Annotated in this window: 15 protein-coding genes and 2 tRNA genes; 7 read left to right on the top strand and 10 right to left on the bottom strand. The window is 70.3% G+C overall.

Annotated features, from left to right (window positions below):
• Positions 1-41: 41 nt before the first annotated feature.
• Entirely contained in the window at positions 42-2,657 is a 2,616-nt protein-coding gene (locus ACYU7G_RS14755; RefSeq protein WP_461109121.1) for a hypothetical protein, read from the bottom strand.
• A 12-nt stretch (positions 2,658-2,669) separates the two neighbouring features.
• On the bottom strand, positions 2,670-4,850 hold the full coding sequence (locus tag ACYU7G_RS14750; protein WP_461109119.1) for a hypothetical protein: 2,181 nt from the start codon (positions 4,848-4,850) through the stop codon (positions 2,670-2,672).
• A gap of 159 nt (positions 4,851-5,009) precedes the next feature.
• On the opposite strand from ACYU7G_RS14750, the gene ACYU7G_RS14745 reads away from it, so the two are divergent.
• Positions 5,010-5,798, top strand: a complete 789-nt coding sequence (locus ACYU7G_RS14745; RefSeq protein WP_461109117.1) for an HAD hydrolase family protein — start codon at positions 5,010-5,012, stop codon at positions 5,796-5,798.
• Between the two features lie 28 nt (positions 5,799-5,826).
• Here ACYU7G_RS14745 and ACYU7G_RS14740 read toward each other — a convergent pair whose 3' ends face one another.
• The 5 genes from ACYU7G_RS14740 to ACYU7G_RS14720 all read right to left on the bottom strand — a co-directional run bounded on the left by ACYU7G_RS14740 (position 5,827) and on the right by ACYU7G_RS14720 (position 12,771).
• Positions 5,827-6,138, bottom strand: coding sequence for an antibiotic biosynthesis monooxygenase (locus ACYU7G_RS14740; protein WP_461109115.1), 312 nt, complete (start codon positions 6,136-6,138; stop codon positions 5,827-5,829).
• A gap of 92 nt (positions 6,139-6,230) precedes the next feature.
• Positions 6,231-9,263, bottom strand: a complete 3,033-nt coding sequence (locus tag ACYU7G_RS14735) for a glycine--tRNA ligase (RefSeq protein WP_461109618.1) — start codon at positions 9,261-9,263, stop codon at positions 6,231-6,233.
• A 75-nt stretch (positions 9,264-9,338) separates the two neighbouring features.
• Positions 9,339-10,916 carry an aspartate-alanine antiporter-like transporter gene (locus ACYU7G_RS14730; RefSeq protein ID WP_461109113.1) on the bottom strand — a complete coding sequence of 526 codons (1,578 nt, stop codon included), beginning with the start codon at positions 10,914-10,916 and terminating at the stop codon, positions 9,339-9,341.
• Positions 10,917-11,035: 119 nt separating this feature from the next.
• Entirely contained in the window at positions 11,036-12,136 is a 1,101-nt protein-coding gene (locus tag ACYU7G_RS14725) for a sugar kinase (RefSeq protein WP_461109111.1), read from the bottom strand.
• Positions 12,133-12,771, bottom strand: coding sequence for a bifunctional 4-hydroxy-2-oxoglutarate aldolase/2-dehydro-3-deoxy-phosphogluconate aldolase (locus ACYU7G_RS14720; protein WP_461109109.1), 639 nt, complete (start codon positions 12,769-12,771; stop codon positions 12,133-12,135). The genes ACYU7G_RS14725 and ACYU7G_RS14720 overlap by 4 nt, the downstream gene beginning before the upstream one ends.
• Before the next feature lie 89 nt (positions 12,772-12,860).
• On the opposite strand from ACYU7G_RS14720, the gene ACYU7G_RS14715 reads away from it, so the two are divergent.
• On the top strand, positions 12,861-13,631 hold the full coding sequence (locus ACYU7G_RS14715; protein ID WP_461109107.1) for an IclR family transcriptional regulator: 771 nt from the start codon (positions 12,861-12,863) through the stop codon (positions 13,629-13,631).
• 69 nt (positions 13,632-13,700) lie between these two features.
• Positions 13,701-13,774 (top strand) — tRNA-Ile (locus tag ACYU7G_RS14710).
• 27 nt (positions 13,775-13,801) lie between these two features.
• Here the strand turns inward: ACYU7G_RS14710 and ACYU7G_RS14705 are convergent.
• Together ACYU7G_RS14705 and otsB are read right to left on the bottom strand one after the other, a co-directional pair.
• Positions 13,802-14,137, bottom strand: a complete 336-nt coding sequence (locus ACYU7G_RS14705; protein WP_461109105.1) for a metal-sensitive transcriptional regulator — start codon at positions 14,135-14,137, stop codon at positions 13,802-13,804.
• On the bottom strand, positions 14,134-14,985 hold the full coding sequence (otsB, locus tag ACYU7G_RS14700; RefSeq protein WP_461109103.1) for a trehalose-phosphatase: 852 nt from the start codon (positions 14,983-14,985) through the stop codon (positions 14,134-14,136). The genes ACYU7G_RS14705 and otsB overlap by 4 nt, the downstream gene beginning before the upstream one ends.
• 42 nt (positions 14,986-15,027) lie before the next feature.
• Between otsB and ACYU7G_RS14695 the strand changes: the two genes are divergently transcribed.
• The 4 genes from ACYU7G_RS14695 (at position 15,028) to ACYU7G_RS14680 (ending at position 18,996) form a co-directional block, all read left to right on the top strand.
• Positions 15,028-16,479, top strand: a complete 1,452-nt coding sequence (locus ACYU7G_RS14695) for an alpha,alpha-trehalose-phosphate synthase (UDP-forming) (RefSeq protein ID WP_461109101.1) — start codon at positions 15,028-15,030, stop codon at positions 16,477-16,479.
• A gap of 62 nt (positions 16,480-16,541) precedes the next feature.
• Positions 16,542-16,617 (top strand) — tRNA-Asn (locus tag ACYU7G_RS14690).
• A 269-nt stretch (positions 16,618-16,886) separates the two neighbouring features.
• The gene (locus ACYU7G_RS14685; RefSeq protein WP_461109099.1) at positions 16,887-18,026 is read left to right on the top strand and encodes a DUF3048 domain-containing protein; all 1,140 of its coding nucleotides are present in this window, start codon (positions 16,887-16,889) and stop codon (positions 18,024-18,026) included.
• A 10-nt stretch (positions 18,027-18,036) separates the two neighbouring features.
• A complete protein-coding gene (locus ACYU7G_RS14680; RefSeq protein WP_461109097.1) occupies positions 18,037-18,996 on the top strand; it encodes an alpha/beta hydrolase fold domain-containing protein in 960 nt (319 codons plus the stop codon).
• A 7-nt stretch (positions 18,997-19,003) separates the two neighbouring features.
• Here ACYU7G_RS14680 and ACYU7G_RS14675 read toward each other — a convergent pair whose 3' ends face one another.
• Complete coding sequence (locus ACYU7G_RS14675; protein ID WP_461109095.1) at positions 19,004-19,504, bottom strand: hypothetical protein; 501 nt, start codon at positions 19,502-19,504, stop codon at positions 19,004-19,006.
• Positions 19,505-19,534 lie beyond the last annotated feature (30 nt).

Below are 19,534 nucleotides of genomic sequence, written 5' to 3'. Positions count from 1 at the left end.
TCAAGAAGTTGCTTCGAGTTCACCTGAAGGCCTGGTGGCCCTCAGCTGGTGGGCGTGTCCAGTGGGATCAGCACGCCCTGGGTCCGGACCGGCCACGTGACCGGGGCGGCGCTGGTGCGCGTGCCGTCGGCGGTGACGGCGGTCACCGTGAAGACCAGCGCCGGGTCGGTGGCGTACGCGGTCAGCGGCAGCACGAACTCGCGTTCCCTGCTGCGCTGTTGGTCTGTGAGGGTGAAGACCTCGTCGTGCTGGCCGAGGAACTGACAGGCGACCTCCAACCCGGCCAGGCCGTCGAAGGAGCCCGTGGCGATGAACGTGACCCCCAGTTGGAGATCCTCGACGTAGCTGCGGGTCTCGTCCAGACTCTCGGTCCCCGGGGCGACGCTGAAGTCGGCGAGGAACGGGGCCTCCGAGCCCGTCGGTCTCGCGATCTCGCCCGAGGTGCCGGGCTCCAGCAGCAGTTCCGGCGTGGCCACCACCGCACCGTTCCCGATGACGCGGTGCACGGCCGCCTGCCTGCCGAGTTCATTGGTAAGCGTGATCCGGTCCCCGACGTCGTGGGCGACGACGCCGCCCTCGGCGGGGCCGACGACATTGCCCAGCGAGAGGCGCAGGGTGCTGGCGAAACCGATGCCACCCGGGAGTTCGTAGCGTGCCGAACCCACCACGGATCCGGTCCGGAGCAGGGTCTTGAGTGCCAGGAATCCCGGGACCCCGGTGCTGACAACCACCGTGAACCCGACCCCGATGGGCAGGCACTCGATGCTGCGCACCTCCGGAATCGCCCAGGTGACCTCCGCTTCCAGACCCGCCTGAGCCGGTGACAGCAACTCCACCTCCCGGTTCGTGCGGGCCCGCAGTTCCTCACGGATGAGTGCGAAGTCGGCGGCGCCAGGCACCGGCTCGAGGGCCGCGGCCAACACGCACAGGATGTTGGCCGGGTTCTCGACGTCGATGGTGGAGGTGAGCAGCAGCGTCGGCTGCAACGCCCGCTCGGGGTCATCGGCCGGGTGCCGTCCGATGTCGTAGCGTTCCGGGACCACGAGGAAGCGGCCGGGCTGGGTCAGGGAACGGAACACGCGCACCCCCTCGGCCGAGGAGATGGTCTCGGCCTGCCAGGTCCGGTACTCCGCGTGCCCGAGTTGCAGCGCGGGCCGGCAGCCGATGGCCTCCCAGCCCTGCTCGCCCGCCTGCCGGTACAACTGTCCGTGCTCGGCGCAGGGAACCACCGCCGGCAGCTCCACGGCGCTGTTCCGGTGGACCCACTGCCAGCTCTGGATGCCCGCCTTGATGTGGTCGAGCTTGCTGATGGCGGGTGTGAGCTGCACCTTCGCCTTGGCCATGCTGAGTAGTTGGCTCTGGGAGATCGGGCGGGCCGCGTCGCCGGCGCGCCGAAGGGCCAGGACCTTGGTCCCGGCGATCTGCTCGAGCATCTGGTGAGGAATCGGCTTGCCGCTGGAGCGCCACCCCTCGTGCGCCAGGCTGACCTGCACCGTGGGCGCCGTCTCCTGGAAGCCGGGTGTGGACAGGGACCCGTAGGCCATCCGCGCCCAGCTGTTCGCGAGCCGGAAGGTGGCCACCAGGGTGGAGCCCTCCTTGCCGAGTTCGCCGGTGGGGATCACCGACGTCGCGGGGATGGTCTCGGTCAGGCTGCGTCCCTGCTCGTCCCGGAACGGGATCCGTAGCGCCACCTGTGCGGTGCAGGGCAGCGGTTCGAGGACTGGCTTGCCGGCCTGTTCCCAAGCCGCCAGCGTCGCCGCGGAGGGTCCGGCCGCCAGGGTCAGGGTGACGGTGGCCTCCAGGCCCGGGGTGCCGTCGCCCTGGTGGCCGACGGTCGCCAGGTCGAAGCGGAACGGCGCGGTCTCGGCCTCACCCCCTGCTGTCGGGGACACCAGGGTGAGCTCCGGCAGGTACCAACGTCGGTTCCCCTCCCGGTCCCCCAGCAGGGGCCCGGAACCCAGGATCGGTCCCTTCGCCTGCTCCGTGAAGTGGACCGCCAGGAGTGCCTCGCCCTTCAGCACCCCTTCCACCCGTCCGAACGTGCCGGCCGTCCTCGATGGTCGTGGACGGACCACCTGCGCGACGGGGGTGGCCACTTCCTTGCGCAGCATCAGCACCCCTGGGTCACCGGGACCACGGCTCCTTGCTGCCGGACGCGTTGGCAGGACGTCGGCCACCACCCCACCCTCGACGGTGACCAGGTGCACGCAGGCGCCCGGGTCCGGGTTGACCACCGGCGCCAGCACCTCGACGAAGTCGAAGCGCCAGTGTCCCGTCATGCCGTCGGCGCGGCGGGCACGCAGGTCGAGGATCGGGCCGCCTCGCCCCTGCGCCAGCGCGGTGAGGAGGCGGGTGGCCTCCTCACCCGCCAGCGTGGTGGCCAGTGAAATGGTGCCGAAGGGCCCGCTGGACTCGGCGCCGACGGGAGCAGCCACTTCCAGGTCGACCCCGATCCAGGCCAGGTCCTCCAGCCGGCTGACCAGCCCGACGGCGACGGTGGCGCTCAGGACGAGGTCACCGATCGGCTCGTGGGGTGCCGGGGTCCGGCCCAGCAGGAAGGTGACCGACAGGTGCGGCCTGCCGGAGTCGTCCCTGCGCACCTCCAGGATGCCGGGGTCCACCGGGTCCCCGGTCGGATGAGCATCAGTACCGGCCATGACAGTGTCCGCTCAGAGTCGGTAGGACAGGAAGGTGAGTGGCTCGCCGTCCTCACCACGGGAGACCGGGGCGTCATCACCTTCGACGCCGGCGGACTCGTAGGTGACTTCGGCGGCTTGGTCGGCCTGCCCATCGGATGCCACTCCCCTGCTCCGGGCCCCGAGTTGGCGCAGGGTGCGTACCCGGTCCTCGGTCAGGGAGCGGGTGGTGACCCCCTCGCCGTCGGGCGGTGGGACGTCGATGATGATCGGCCCGTTGCCGTTGCCCGGGACCCACGGTCCGGTCCAGCTCTGCCCCTTGCGGAACAGCGTGCCCTTCACGGTGGCGGTCACCTGGTAGCGGTAGTACGGAAGCAGCTCGGGGTCCCCTGAGAAGACCGTCCAGCTGCGGTCGGTGTCGATGTCGGACAGGCTCCAGCGGAACCGCACCGGTGGCATGCCGAGCGGCTGGTAGTCCCGGTCCGTCGGTTCCATCACCACCTCGACCGTCTGCGAGTTGTCCTCGAGCATCACGCCCAGCCCGATGGGCCCGACGGCGATCCGGCCTGCGGTGTCGGCGCGCACCTCGAGGGTGGTGTCGTTGAGCAGGGTGCCGTTGGGCTCGGGATCGAGGTCGATGACGTTCCGCTCCACCTGGACGCGGTGGTACGGGTCGAGGATCTCGCTGGGCGGTTCGGCCAGGTGCACCTTGCGCTTGACGAACGTCTTGTCCGGCGTCCAGTCCTGCGGCGCGTTGCTGACGTCGCCGGAGGCCTTCTTCGCGGTCTGGTACTTCCAGGTGGGGTCCACGCCGTCGCTGGAGGCGAAGCTGTGGCCGGCCCAGTTCAGGTCGCCGTCGGTGTTCGGGTAGCCCACCTGGACCGACATGAACTGGACGGTGTTGTCCGACCAGCTCGCCACCGGACGCACCACTCGCGCGAGCCGCTGCGGCCAGTCGTCCAGGTAGACGGTCTGGAAGTACTTGCGCTCGGCGTCCGGGTCCGCCTTGATCTCGTCGGCCATGCCCGCCAGCGAACTCGAGATGGTGTGGTCCTGGAGGTAGGCGAACTGCTTGGTCTCCTCGTAGTGCAGGTCGAGGTGGTTCTCGTCACGGCGGTACTTCAGGGACAGTCCCACACCCCACGGCGACCATCCGCCGGAGTCGGCCTTCGCGGCCTCCACCTGCGGGGCCGGCTGGTCGAAGATGGTGCGCTGGGCCATCTCCATGAACTTGTTGAACACCAGGTCCGAGCGCTCCTCCATCCGCCGAGCGATCTCGTCGGCGTTGGGCAGCGTCGTGTCCACCTTGACGTCCACCGTGATGGTGCCGGACTTCTTCATCTTGTTGAACTCGGCCGCGACGTCGACCTTGGCCCACAGGTAGCGTCCCGAGGCTGCGGCTGAGAAGTGCTGGAACACCGAGTCCCAGTTGCCGTCGATCTTGATGGTGCACACGGGCGACCAGACCTTCAGCTTGTAGTTCTGGATCACGATCAGAGGGCTGCCGCCGCCGTGGAACGAGGCCCACGCGATGGAGGTCGGGTAGGTGCCCAACAGCCCGGAGAAGGCGTGGGTGCCGGAGGGGTCGATGGAGCCCGAGCCCTGCCCCTGCAGCACGCAGTACCAGGGATCGAGGTTGCTGTCGGCACCGGCCGGCTCCGCGTCGCGGGAGCGGACCTGGCTCGAGGGGATGCCGACGGTGCGGAACCCGCCCCCCGGTCCGCGGGTGCCACCCGGGTCCACCACCGGGAACCCGGTGTCCGTGGGCGCCAGGTTCGAGACACTGGTGGTGCTCTCGGCGATGATGGCCGGCCGGAACAGGGGTTCCTTGCGGGCGTTCTTCAGGCCGAAGAAGGCGTCCTGTGAGTCGCCGAACTGCGACTTGATCTGGGACTCGGCCTGACGGCGGGTCTCCTCCGGCAGTGCGCCGGTCACGGAGAACGTCAGCATGCCGCCGGCGACGTCGCCGCCACCGCCGATCACGCCCTCACCGCCGGTCCCGGCGAAGCGGAGCAGGTTGAACAGGTAGTCCCCCTTGTCGGGGCCCTCCTTGCGGGCCATCCGAACCTGGTTGGGGATGTAGTAGAAGACCGGGGCCTCCCCGGCCGCGATCAGTTCCCGGTTGTGGGTGTCAGGCAGGTACAGCACGTCGTACCCGTCTTTGGTGATGGGTTGCGAACCGCCGGCATACGTCGGTCCGATTGCCTGGGCCATGATGGTGCCTCCTGGGAATCGTGTTCGGTGCGGACTGCACCGACACCGTCAAGGAGGAAGCTGGTCCGGACGCTGATACGCGACACGCCGTCGCCCGTGAGGATTTCGCGCCGGCCACGCCGGCTCGGCCGGGTTGCCCACTGGGCTAGGGTCATGTTCATGAAGCCCGCCCTCGTAGCCACCGACCTGGACGGCACCTTCCTCGGCGAAGGTGGCCTGCCCCACCCCGGAAACCTCGAAGCCGCAAGGCAGATCCACGAGGCCGGGATCGAGTTGGTGATCGCCACCGGACGGCCCCGCCGCAACCTCGCCGCCCTCGACGAGTTGCGCGACATCAACCCGATCCTGATCGCCAGCAACGGCGCCTCCATCGGAAGGCTGGCCTCGCCGCGGCCCGAGATCATCCACCCCATCTCCCCCGACGTCATCCACCACCTCGCCGGTGAGCTGCCGGCCGACCTGGAGATGACCTACGGCGTCGAGTTCGAGGACGACTGGGGCGTGGCGCCGGACTTCCCGCACATCCCCGACCGGGACCCCATCATCGGTTCACTCGAGGAACTGGTGGCGCGGGAGCCGATCATCAAGGTGATCGCCCACACCCGACGCGCGAACACAGAGCAGCTGGCCGAGGTCGCGACCGCCGCTGCCGGGGACGACCTCACTGTGACGTTCTCCTGGAGCGCCGACCACGGCACCGTGGAGATCAGCGCCGCCGGAGTCAGCAAGGGCACGGCGCTGTCCGAGGTGATCGCAGACCTGGGGGTCACGGCGGCGGAGTGCGCCGCATTCGGTGACATGCCCAACGACCTGGAGATGCTCCGCCTCGTCGGCGGCCCCCACGTCATGGCCGGGTCCCACCCCACCATGTTCGAACACGGGTTCACCGTGATCGGGCACCACCACGAGGGCGCCGTCGGCGACCTGTGGCGCACCTACCTCGCCTGACCGGGGATCGCCGTCGGCCGCCGCGACGTCACCAGTCGGCGGCCTCCGCCGGCGCGAGCGGCCGGTAGCCGACGCCACGCCGCGGCTCGGCCATCATCGGGGCCACGGTCTCCCGCCAGCGCAGGTAGTGGGCGGTCTCCTTGTGCGCGTCGGCGTCGGCCTGTGACGCGTAGACCTCGTAGAGCATGAACGTCCCCGGGTCGTCCGGGGACTGCAGCACGTCGAAGCGCAGGTTGCCCGCCTCCTGGACCGAGTTGCGGTGGTTGTCGAGCGTCGCCTCGACGAACGCGTCGATCGATTCGGGGTTGACCCGCACGTGAACAGCAGTGACCACGACCATGCGCCCAGCCTAACCCGCCGGTGACGGCCGGGGTAGGCGTCCGGGCCGTGGCGACGCCGAGTTCGGCGCCGCCAACGGCATGGCCGGACCGGTCAGTTCACGACGGAGTCCACCGCGGCCCAGTCGAGGCCCTGGGGGGCCCTGTCCAGGATCGTGGCCAGCAGGCCGAGGCGCGCGGCGCGGACCGCCGCGTCGTCGGCCATGACCAGGGTCTCGTCGAAGAACTTCGCGACGGGCGCCACCAGGGCGGAGCCCACCTCGGCGAAGCCGCGCAGGTCGGAGCTCGCCTCCACTGCGGCCAACGTCTCGTGGAGCTCCCGCTCTGCCGGCTCACTGAGCTTGGACTCGTCGTAGGAGGCCTCGGTGCCGGCCGGGACGATCCGCGAGATGCGAACCACACCCTCGACGAGATTGCCGAAGCCCTCGTCGGAGCTCAGTTCCACCAGTGCCCTGGCGTGCGCGTCGGCGGCACCGGGGGTCCCGGCCGAAGGTGCGACGGCGGCCACGACGTCGGCGGAGAGGCCCTCGTCGCGCTGGAACTGGGCGAACCGTCCGATGGTGAACGACTCGGCGGCCTCCAGCGCCTCGTCGCCGACCTCGATCCCCTGCTCCCGCAGACGGGCGGCGGCGGCCTCCAGGCCGGAGCGGATGGTGAGCGCGGACAGGGCGGGCAGTTCGCGCAGGATGCGCACCACGCCGAGGGCCGCGCGGCGCAGGCCGTACGGGTCGGAGGAGCCGCTGGGCTTGGCACCGAGGCCGAACATGGCTGCGAGCAGGTCGAAGCGGTCGGCCAGGGACAGCAGCGCACCGGGCGTCGAGGCGGGCACCTCGTCGGCGGTGGTGTGGGGCTGCTCCATCTCGTACAGCGCGTCCGCCACGGCCTGCGGCTCGCCCTTGCGGACGGCGTACTCCCGGGCGACGAAGCCGGCGAGGCTGGTCATCTCCGTGACGAGGGCGGTGGCGAGGTCGAACTTTGCCAACTGGCCGGCCCGGGCGATGGTGGCGGCGTCGGCCTCCCCCACCCCGACGGCGTCGCCGAGCTTGGCGGCGACGTCGGCGATCCGGTTGGCGCGCTGGCCGACGGAGCCGAGACGGTTCTCGAAGGTGAGCTGCTCCAGCCCGGGCACGAACGCCTCGACGGAGTCCGCCTCGAGGTCCTGGTTCCAGAAGAACAGGGCGTCCTCGTAGCGGGCGCGCAGCACGGACTCGTTGCCGGCCCGCACCACGGCGTCGTCGCAGTGGCCGTTGGCCATGGTGACGAAGTGCGGCAGCAGCGAGCCGTCGGCGGCGCGCACCGGCAGGTAGCGCTGGTGCTTGGCCATGACGGAGGTGGTGATGCGGTCCGGCAGTTCGAGGTAACGGGCGTCGAAGTTGCCGAGCACGCCGTGGGGCTCCTCGACGAGGTTGGTGATCTCGTCCACCAGCGCGGAGTTGGCGTCGAAGTCGATCGTGCCACCCACCCCCGCGGCCAGCGCCGTGGCCTGCTCCACGACGGCTGCACGCCGCTGCTCGGTGAAGGCGAGGATGCGGCCGGCGGCCAGCTTGTCCAGGTACTCCGAGGCCGAGGCCACGTCGTGGTGGCCGACGACGGTGCCGTCGGGCCGCGCCTGAGGGGCTGCCTCGGTGCCGCGCTGGAGGTAGGTGCGGCGGCCGGTCTCCAGACCGGAGATGCGGGCGGGGACCACCGTGGGTCCCCACAGCGCCAGCACCCAGCGCACGGCGCGGCTGAAGGACAGTTCGGAGTCGTTCCAGCGCATGTTCTTCTCGGCGCGCAGGCCAGTGACGGTGCTGGTGATGATCCCGGCGAGCACCTCGAGGACACCACGGCCGGGGGCGGGCACGCGGACGCAGGCGTGCTCGTTGCCGCCCACCTCCGCCTTGACCACGGCGTCGAGTTCGACGCCCTGGCCGCGCATGAAGCCCTGCAGCGGCTTGGTGGGGTTGCCGTCGGCGTCGAAGGCGGCGGACCACTTCGGGCCCTTGCGCAGGTTCTCGGCGTCGGGTTCACGGGCGGCCACGCCGTCGACGACGACGAGGACGCGGCGTGGGGTGCCGTCGACGGTGATGTCACCGTGCTCGAGGCGGCTGCCGGACAGCCCGGCGGTGACGGCCTCGCGGACGGCGTCGATGGTCTGGCCGACGACGTGCGGCGGCAGTTCCTCCACACCGATCTCGAACGCGAACGTCTCCGGGGCGGCGTCGGCCGGCACCTCGGGCACGACCAGTTCGGTGGGCTCGGCGGCCTCGGACTGCTTGAGCAGCGGGAAACCCAGCTCCTCGCGGCGCTCGATCCACAGGGCTGCGGTGTCGCGCATCAGGCGGCGCATGGAGCCGAACGCCTTGGCACGCTCCGTGGTGGAGATGGCGCCGCGGGCGTCGAGCACGTTGAAGGCGTGCGAGGACTTCAGGATGTACTGGTGGGCCGGCACGGGCAGGCGGGCCTCCACCATGCGGGTGGCCTCGGAGACGTAGGCCTCGTACAGCTTCTGGTTGACCTCGACGTCGGCGTCGTCCAGGTAGTAGCGGCTCATCTCGTACTCCTGCTGGCCGAAGGCCTCCCCGTAGGTGACGAGGCTGCCGTCGGGCTTGCGGGAGTAGGCGATCTCCTTGAAGTGGGTGACGCCCTGCAGCGCCATCAGGATGCGTTCCATCCCGTAGGTGAGCTCCACGGGGATGGGGCCGAGGTCCTGGCCGCCCACCTGCTGGAAGTAGGTGAACTGCGTGATCTCCATGCCGTCGAGCCACACCTCCCAGCCGAGTCCCCAGGCGCCGATTGCCGGCTGTGCCCAGTTGTCCTCGACGAAGCGCACGTCGTGGGCGTCCAGGTCGATGCCGAGCGCCTCGAGGGAACCGAGGTAGAGCTCCTGCGGGTTGCCGGGCTCCGGCTTCAGGATCACCTGGAACTGGGTGTGCTGCTGCAGGCGGTTGGGGTTCTCGCCGTAGCGGGAGTCGTCGGGGCGCACCGATGGCTCGACGTAGGCCACGTCCCACGGCTCCGGACCGAGCACGCGCAGCACGGTGGCGGGGTTCATGGTGCCGGCACCGACCTCCGTGTTGAACGGCTGCCAGGTGAGGCAGCCGCGGGAGGTCCAGTAGTCGGACAGGGCACGCAGGGCTTCTTGCATCGTCAGCACGCGGGCGAGTCTATCGCCAACCATGGGAGGGGCCACCCACGCCGGGTACTGGGACACGGTTGGCGCTCAGGAGCCCGTCATGAGGGCGCCGATGACCTGCACCGCAAGGATCTTGGCGATGATCCCGAGCGCGAACAGCGCCGCGTAGCCGGCCTCGATCCGTTCGTCGTTGACCCGCCCCTGCGCGAACGCCAGGATGGCCGGCTGGCCGACGTAGCCCGCGAAGCCGCCGGAGGCGCGCGGGGCGCTGAGCCCCAGCAGCCGGGCCCCGAGCAGGAAGGCGACGGCCGAGGCCACCACCACCAAGGCCGCGAGGCCCACCACCTTCGCGCCGGTGAGGGTGAGCACCTGGGAGGCGAACATGGGCCCGGCTGCCAGGCCGGCGGTGGCGAGGAACAACAGCAGCCCGAGCTGTCGGATGGTCAGGTTGGCGGAGTGCGGGACGTCCCAGTTCAGCGGGCCGGTGCGGTGGACCGCACCGAGCACCATCCCGACGAGCAGCGGTCCGGCCGCCGCACCGAGGGAGAATTGCACGGCGCCGATGCCGACGGTGACGCTGCCCAGCAGCAGGCCCAGGGTGACGCCGAGGCCGAGGGCGAGGGCGTCGACCTCGGAGACCTTGCGCTCCGAGTCGCCGAAGAACTTCGCGGTGGCCGGGAGCTCGCTTCGCGGCACCACGGCGAGCACGCGGTCACCGAGTTGCAGGACGAGGTCGTCGCGCGCGAGCAGGTCGCTGTCCCCACGGCGGACCCTGGTGATCACCCCACCCAGGCGGCTGGGGAGGTTCAGCTGCGCCACGGTTCGGCCGGCCACGTCGGGCTCGGAGACGACGAAGCGCTTGAAGTCGACGTCCTCCCTGTCGTTGGTGAGTTCCTTGCCGAGCGGCGTGCCGAGGTACTCGACCGCCGGCGTCACGGCGTCGTGGGACCCGACCACGAGCACCCGGTCCCCCGGCAGGAGGTCCTCCCCCGGGGCCAGGACCCGGGTGTGCCCGTCGCGGATCAGGTAGCTCATCTTGATGGTCTGCTCGCGCCACCCGGGCACCCGGCGCAGCGGCGTCGGCCGGTCCACCTGCACCGACTCGGCGACGATGGCCTCGCCGTCGGCGGAGGCGGAGTCCCGCTTCGCCGGCCACTTGCGGCGGATCACCACCGACACCACGAGGATGGACAGGACCACTCCCACCGGATAGCCCATGGAGTAGCCGACGCCGGCCTCGGCACTGCCGGTGGCCGCCGTCGCCGCCGCCAGGGCGGGTGTGGAGGTGAGCGCGCCCGCGAGGGTGCCGGTGATCAGCCCGGCGTCCAGTCCGAGGGCCAGACCCAGCACCACCGCGAGCACCGCCACCACCGCGATCACGCCCACGCCGAGGCCCATCAGCGGCAGTTGTCGACGCAGGTCCGCGAAGAACGTCTCACCTGCGGCGATGCCCACCATGTACACGAACAGGGCCAGGCCGAGGTTGGACACGAGGGTGAGGTTCTCCCCCAGCGCCGGGTCCAGGGCCCCGACGGCGAGGCCGACGAACAGCGCCCCCGCGGCACCGAAACGCACCGGACCGAAGGGGATGATGCCGATCGCGGCCCCCAGCGCCACCACGAGCATGATCGTGAGCAGAGGGGAGGCGGTCAGGAGCTCGATCATGCCCCAACGTTAGTGCCGTGCGACGGGTTCACGCTCCGGAGCCGCCGCGCGATCACCCAGGGCGCAGACGCACGGGGCCCGGACGCAGCGCGCCCGGGCCCGGTGGTGGAGTGATCGGTTCAGCGGTCGACGCGTGCGCTGCCGCCGCCCGCCAGGTGGATGACGTCCGCGGCGGTCACCATGGACGTGTCTCCCGGGGTGGTCTGGGCGAGCGCTCCGTGCGCGGCGCCGTACTCGACGGCGGTCTGCAGTGGTTCACCGGTGATCAGGCCGTAGATCAGGCCGGAGGCGAAGGAGTCGCCGCCGCCGACGCGGTCCATGATCTCGATGCCCTTGCGGTCAGCGGCCTGCACGACGCCGGTCTCGCGGGACCACGCGATGGCGCTCCAGTCGTTGACCGACGCGCTGGTGACGCCGCGCATCGTGGTGCCGATGACCTGGAAGTTCTGGAACTCCTCGGACACGTCGGCGATCATCCGCTTGAAGCCCTCGATGGGCAGTTCGGTGAGGTTCTCGTCGACACCCTCGATCTCGAAGCCGAGGGAGGCGGTGAAGTCCTCCTCGTTGCCGATCATGACGTCGACGTGGCGCGCCAGTTCGCGGTTGACCTCCTGCGCCCGGGCCTGGCCGCCGATGGAGGCCCACAGGCTGGGGCGGTAGTTGAGGTCGTAGGACACGATGGTGCCGTGCTTCTTGGCCGCCTTCAGGGCGGCCAGCGCGGTCTCGGCCGACTGCTCGGACAGGGCGGCGTAGATGCCGCCGGTGTGGAGCCAGCGCACGCCCAGGTCACCGAAGACGTGGTCCCAGTCCACGTCGTCGGCGCGGAGCTTGGAGATGGCGGTGTTGCCGCGGTCCGAGACGCCCTTGGCCTTGCGCAGCCCGAATCCGCGCTCGGTGAAGTTGAGCCCGTTGCGCACGGTGCGGCCGATGCCGTCGGACTTGACCCACTTCAGCAGGGAGGTGTCCACGCCGCCGGCGAGCATGAACCCCTCGACGAGGCGGCCCACCTCGTCGTCGACGAACGAGGAGATGGCGGCCGAGCGCAGGCCGAAGACCCGGGACAGGCCGCGCACGACGTTGTACTCGCCGCCACCCTCCCAGGCCTCGAAGCGACGTGCGGTGCGGATCCGGAACTCCCCCGGGTCCAGCCGCAGCATGATCTCGCCGAGCGAGACGGCGTCGTAGCGGCACTCCTCGGCGGGGCGGAGCTGGATGGTCATGCGTTCTCCTTGATCTTCTTCGCGGCCGCGACGGCGGCCCGGGACAGGTCTGTGACGGCGGTGAAGTCACCATCGGCGAACAGGGACGGCTTGACCATCCACGAGCCGCCGGCGGCGATGACGTTGGGCAGGGAGAGGTACTGGTCCAGGTTCTCTGCGGACACGCCACCGGTGGGCACGAACTTCACCTGGCCGAACGGGGCACCGAGGGCCTTGATGGCCGAGGGGCCGCCGTAGACGTTGGCGGGGAAGAACTTGACGGTGTCCAGTCCCAGGCTGAGGGCCGTCATGATCTCCGACGGCGTGACCGCGCCGGGCACGATGGCGACGTCGCGCTCCTGGGCACGGCGCACAACCTCGGGCAGGAGACCCGGGCTGACGATGAAACGTGCGCCGGCATCGACGGCGCGGTCCACCTGCTCGGGGCTGACGACGGTCCCGGCCCCGACGAGGAGGTCGTCGCGCCCGGCGAGCGCCTTGATCGCATCGGGGGCGGCAGCGGTGCGGAAGGTGACCTCGGCCACCGGGATCCCGCCTGCCACCAGGGCGTCACCGAGTGGGGTGGCGTCGGCGGCGTCGTCGAGCACCACCACGGGCACCAGCAGCGCTTCGACCATTTCGTCGAGTACAGCCATTCTCATCTCCTCGCGTTTCATTCATTGAAACTCAGCTTTTCGATAGCCGCAATCTAGCAGGTTCGCGGCGGGGGTGCCAGACTGGAGGGATGACGGATGCACCACGGATCGAGGCGATCGACCGCGCCCTCGCGATCCTCAGCGCGCTCGCCGAGGCCGGACCCGCAGGCGTGGGACTGGCGGCCCTGTCCGAGCGCACCGGCGTCAACAAGTCCACCGCCTACCGGGCGCTGTCCACCTTCCGCAGCCGCGGCTACGCCGTCCAGACCGAAGGCGGCGACTACCGGCTCGGCCCCACCGCCATCGCACTCGGGGACCGCTTCCTCACCGGGGACAACCTGGTGGCGGTGCTCCACCCCGCGCTGGTGGAGGTTGCCCGCAAGGCCGAGGAACTCGTGCACCTGGGCTCCTGGTCCGACGACGAGGTGGTCTACCTGGACAAGGTGGAGCCCGGGGCGCGTGCCATCCGGGTGTGGTCCGCAGTGGGACAGCGGGTTCCCATCGCGGCCAGTTCCCTCGGTCGCGCGCTGCTGGCTGCGCGCGGGGTGCCCGACGACCAACTCGACATCTACATCCGCAGCCTGCCCGCGGACCGGGACGTGACGCTCGCGCAACTCCGCGAGCAGATCGCACTCGCCCGCGAACGCGGCTACTCCGTCGAGAACGAGGAGAACGAACCCGGCGTGGCTTGCATCGGCATGGCCCTGATGCGGGGCGACGACGCCGTCGCCGCGCTCTCGATCACCTCGCTCGCGAGCCGCATGACCCCGGGGCGCCAGGACCAGCTGGCGGACATGGTCCACGCTGAACTCCCCCGGCTGCTGCCGGAGGGAATCTCGCTCTACCGCGGCAACCGCTGAACGAAACTTGCGACACACCCCTGACCAGCGGGTCCATGAGGGGTAGTATCGCCAACACATTCCACTACGGGGGCGTTGGCGCAGCCGGTTAGCGCAGGTGGCTCATAACCACTCGGTCGCGGGTTCGAGCCCCGCACGCCCCACCGCGTGCCTCGGAACCGGCGACCGGTTCAGGACTTGACCAGCCTCGTGATGGCGGCCGAGGCCTCCTTCAGCTTCGCCTCCGCGTCCGGGCCGCCGTTCTTGGCGGCATCCACCACGCAGTGCGCGATGTGGTCGTCCAGCAGCGCGAGCGCCACGTTCTCCAGGGCGGAGGTGAGCGCGCTGATCTGGGTGAGGATGTCGATGCAGTACACGTCCTCGTCCACCATCCGGTGCACGCCCCGCACCTGGCCCTCGATGCGCTTGAGCCTGGTCAGGTACCGGGCCTTGTCGCTGATGTAGCCGTGGTGGTGGGCGTGCTCGTCGACGGCCTCGCCGGCCGGCACCGCGGTGGTCCCAGTCATGACACTCTCCTCGCAAGCTCGGTGAGCCAGTCCGCCACGCCGTCGGGACCGTCGCACACGACGTCGGCCACCTCGGTGAGCGCGGGCTGCTCCTGGGACGAGGATACGACGGCGCAACAAGCCATCCCCTGCTCCCGCAGCTGCGCGAGCAGGTTGAAGGCGGGCAGGTCGCCCAGGTCGTCGCCCACCATCGCGACGAGCGCGGGCGAGTGCGCGGCGACCAGTTCGGCCAGCGCGTCGCCCTTGGTCCTGTTCGACGCGCGCAGTTCCAGCACCAGTCGTCCCGGCTCGGCGTGCAGCCCATGCCGCTCCCCGATCCGGCGGACCTCGGTGTCCAGCACGGCCAGCGCACCCTCCGGATCGTCGGCGCGACGGGTGTGGACGCCGATGGCGCGCCCGCCCTTGTCCTCGAGGTGGACGCCGGCGACGGGGTGACCCGCCGCAGCCAGTTCAGCCAACAGGGAAACCAGATCGCGCTTGGCGGCCGCCACGCCGTCGTCGGCCTCGGGCACGTGGACCTCGCCCGTGGCCGCGTCCCAGCGTTCGGCCCCGTACTGTCCCAGCACCACGAGCCGGTCCAGGCCCGGGCGTCCCTCGAGCGCTCCCAGCCTGCGTACCGCGTCCACGGGCCGACCGGTGATGATGGCCAGCTGCCCGAGGCGGCGCCCCAGTTCCCCGAGGGCCGTGGCCGAGGTGTCGTGCAGCCGGGAGTCCTCGGGGTCGGGCACGAGGTGGGCGAGGGTTCCGTCGAAGTCCAGGGCCAGCAGCACACGGTCCGGATGGGCCGCCACGAGGTCTCCGAAGTCGCGGCCCGCATCGGTCACGGGATGCCAGGTGTTGGTGTCCATGGAGCCAGCCTGCCATGCCGCGGCGGTAGGGTGGGTCCGACAATGGAGGTAGACGTGGCCGACGAAGTGCCCATCGCTGAAACTGGTGCAACGTTCCTTGTAGTTGCGAATCGACTGTCCGTGGACCGGGACACCGGACCCGACGGCGAGGTCTCGTGGCGGACCGCGCCCGGTGGGCTCGTGACGGCCCTGGAGCCGGTGATGCGCAAGCGCGGTGGCGCCTGGGTGGGCTGGCACGGCGCCCCCGACGAGGTGGTCGAGCCCTTCGAGCACGACGGCTACGAGATCAAGCCCGTCGCGCTCAGCGCGCAGGAGGTGGAGGAGTACTACGAGGGCTTCTCCAACGCCACCCTGTGGCCCCTGTTCCACGACTCGGTCGCCTTCCCCGAGTTCCATCGCGAGTGGTGGGACGCCTACAAGCGTGTGAACCAGCGCTTCGCGGACGCCGCGGCTGAGGTGGCCGCCGAGGGCGCGACGGTGTGGGTGCAGGACTATCAACTCCTCCTGGTGCCGCAGTTGCTGCGCGTACAGCGGCCCGACCTGCGGATCGGGTTCTTCCTGCACATCCCGTTCCCACCGGTGGAGCTGTACCAGCAGTTGCCGTGGCGCAAGGAACTGCTCGAGGGCATGCTGGGCGCGGACCTCGTCGGCTTCCAGGTGCCGGGCGGCGCCAGCAACTTCCTGCGCCTGGTGCGGACCCGCACCAGCCACAAGGTGGACAAGGACTCGGTGCAGGTGGACGGCACCCACGTCTGCATCGCACGTGCGTTCCCGATCTCCATCGACACCGACGGCTTCCGCGAGCTCGCCGAGAGCCCCGAGGTGGTGGCCGAGGCGGAAGCGCTCCTCGCCGAGCTGGGCAATCCGAAGACCGTGTTCCTGGGCGTTGACCGCCTGGACTACACCAAGGGGCTGCGCCAGCGGGTGCGGGCCATGGGTGAGCTGTTCACCGAGGGGAAGCTGGACCCGGAGGAGGTCGTGTTCTTCCAGGTGGCGACGCCGTCGCGGGAACGGGTCGACGAGTACCGGCGCCTGCGCGACGACATCGACCTCCTCGTGGGCCGCATCAACTCCGAGGTGGGCGGTGTGGGCCGTCCCCCGATCGTGTACCGCCACTCCTCGTTCCCGCGGGCCACCATGGCGGCCCTGTACCGGATCGCCGACGTCATGCTCGTCACCCCGCTGCGCGACGGCATGAACCTCGTCGCCAAGGAGTACATCGCCTGCCACCCCTCCGACGGAGGCGCGCTGGTGCTCAGCGAGTTCGCCGGCGCGGCGCGGGAACTGCGGCAGGCCTACATGGTCAACCCCTACGACCTCAACGGGATGAAGGAAGTCTTCCTCAAGGCCCTGAACGACACGCCCGCCGCCAAGCGGCGGCGGCTGCGCTCGCTGCGCAAGCAGGTCAGCGAGCACACCATCAATGACTGGGCGGACAACTTCCTGGCCGCCCTCGACGCCGGCAGCGCCCGCACCGTCGGCCGGGAGGGCTGATTTCTCAGTCCCGCGATCTCTCTGGTAGTGTTTCACCTCGCGTGGTTGGGAACAGCCACCGGTCCCTGGTAGCTCAATTGGCAGAGCATTCGACTGTTAATCGAAGGGTTACTGGTTCGAGTCCAGTCCGGGGAGCCAACCCAACGCAAACCGCTCCGACAAGGCCTTGGGCCGGGTCGGGGCGGTTCTTGTTTCTGGATGGTGTGCGCGGCGGAGCACCATCCGGCCGCCGGACGCCACCCGTTTCGCAGCCGCTACCCGGATCGCAGACGCTACCGCCATGGCGGTAGCGGGAAGCGGTCGGGGTAGCGTCCCGCAGTGCTCGGTCCGTGATCGCGATGGTGACCGCAGTGCCTGCAACCGATACGCTCGCCGGCGGGAAACAATTGCTCGGAGGGGAACCCCACATGCAAGAGATCACACGACGCCATGCGCTCGGCGGCGTGCTGGCCGCCGCTGCCGTCGGGGTCTCGGCCTGCGCCCCGAGCGTCGCTGCGGAGAGCGCCAGCCCGTCACCCTCGCCGTCGCCGTCCCCCACACCGACGCCCACCCCGAGCCCCACCCCCACCGTCGACGACCGGCCCCGGTGGCCACTCACCGGCATGCTGATGACGGACCCGACGGCGGGAGCGCACCCGGCGGTGGCGGTGAAGGTGCCCGACAACAAGAACGAGCACCCGCAGGAGGGCATCAACGAGGCCGACATCGTCTTCGTGCAGGCCGACGGGTACCGCAACCCCAACGGCTACGACGGCACCCGCCTGATGCCGGTATTCCACTCCGTCATGGCAGCCAATGCCGCACCGGTGCGCTCGCTGCGCCCCGTCGACGTACCGCTGCTCGCCCCCATGCACGCAGTCCTGGGCAGCAGCGGCGGCGCCCGCTGGGTGGTGAACTATCTCGAGAGCTTCTCCGAGGTCATCTCCAGCGACTTGGTCTACATCGACATGAAGGGCACCGGCGCCTACTCGGTCAACCAGGACCGGATCCGCAAGTACGAGGGCCAGACCTATTACGACCGTGCGCTGGTGTGCCATCCCGGCAAACTGGCCGAGGTCTCCGGCGTCTTCCCCGACGGCCCACCCGTGCCCTACCTGCCCTTCGCCACCGACGTGGACGAACCCAGCATCAACAAGGGGGACCCGGCGGCACGCGTCGAGGTCCCCCACCAGGGCGACGACTACCGGATGGCCTACGACTTCGACGAGGCCACCGGGACGTGGCTGCGCAGCATGCCCTGGGGCGAGCACGTCCTGCTCGACGGCAGCCGCGTCACCACCGACAACATCCTGGTGATCCGCGCCGAACTGTACCGCGACAAGATCCACGCGGGCTCGGGCGGCGCCGAACCCATCTACGAGGTCATCGACGGCACCGACACCTTCCTCTACGCCAGCGGCGGCAGGTACGTCACCGGCACCTGGACCAAGGGCTCCGAGGCTGAACCGTTCAGGTTCACCCTCGACGACGGTTCACCCCTGCTCATGACCCCGGGCCGCACCTTCGTCGAACTGGTGGACACCGAGACCCAGGTCACCATTGCCTGAGAGGACACCCGTGGACCAGCCCGCGCCCCGCTACCGCCCCGAGCCGCCCGAAGCCCTGAGCACCCCCGCTCGGGAGTTCCTGTCCCGCCCCGACTTCCCCAGCCCACCGTTCCCCGAGATCGGCGACACAGATGGCTGGCTGGCATTCACCGACGCCGTGAACACGGCGGTGCGCCCGATGTACGAGGCCGGCCTGCCGCCCGCGGACACCTACACCCGCTCCACCTTCGAGATCGACGGCACCACCACCCACGTGATCACCCCGGCCAGCCTCGTGGACGACGGCGAGACCCCGATCTTCATCGACGCCCACGGCGGCGCGCTCTACCTGGGCGGGGGCGAGCTGGCCTGGATCCAGGCGGTTCCCGACGCCGTCGGCCGCGACGGCATCACTTGGGCTCCCGACTACCGCGTCCCTCCGCTGCACCCCTACCCGGCCGCGCTCGAGGACATGTTGGCGCTCTACCGGCGGGCCCTGGAGGTGCGCTCACCCGACCGAATCCTGGTGTCGGGCAACTCCGCCGGCGGCAACCTCGCCGCCGCGCTGCTGCTGCGGGCGCGCGACGAGGGCCTGCCGATGCCTGCCGCGCTGGTGCTGCGCAGCCCGGAGGCCGACCTCACCGAGTCCGGTGACTCGTTCCGGACCCTCGCGGGCATCGACAACGTCCTGGCGTCCCTGGAGGTCCCGAACCGGCTCTACGCCGCCGGCGCGGACCTCACCGACCCGTACGTGTCTCCCCTGTTCGGTGACCCGAAGGGGTTCCCCCCGACGCTGCTGCAGTCGGGCACCCGGGACCTGTTCCTGTCCAACACGGTCAGGCTGCACCGCCGGCTGCTGGCCGCCGGCGTGGAGGCCGAACTGCACGTGTTCGAGGCGATGCCGCACGGCGGGTTCGGCGGCACGACGCTGGAGGACGCTGACCTGCACGCCACGGTGCGCACGTTCGAGGCTCGCCACCTCGCCGGGTGAGGGGCGCCTACCCGCGCACCCACTCCTGTTTCAGGGCGTCGGTGCGCTCGACGATGAACGCCGCCGTCGCCGGGTCCGCCAAGGAGGCGCCGCCGCTGGCGGAGGTGTACCAGGTGATCTCGTCGCTGCCGTCGAGGCGCCGCCGGCCGACGATCTGGATGCTGCCCCGCGGCAGGTCGTGGGCCTCGGTGGCGACGGTGGAGGCCTGCACGCGCTCCCGGAACACCTCCGGCAGCCGGCCCACGTCGTCGAGCTTCGCCTCCACCTTGCGGTTGCCTCCGACGGTCCAGGTGAAGGTGGACTGCTCGGCCTTCCAGGATCCCTTCAGCACCTCGTCCCAGCCCCAGAGCTCCCATGTGCCGAGGTGCCGCAACGCCAGCAACTCACGACCGGCCAGGACCGTCGTCTCGGGGCCGGAGCCGTGTGCGAGGACGGCCACCTTGCGGCCCGCCTCCTGTGCCAGCTCACGCAGCAGGGACTTGTCCGGACGGGATGCCATGAAACTCATGGCATCCATTGTGCCCGTCGCGAACAGCGC

This window comes from Tessaracoccus terricola (assembly GCF_054776555.1).
This window is presented reverse-complemented; position numbering and strand designations above follow the sequence as displayed.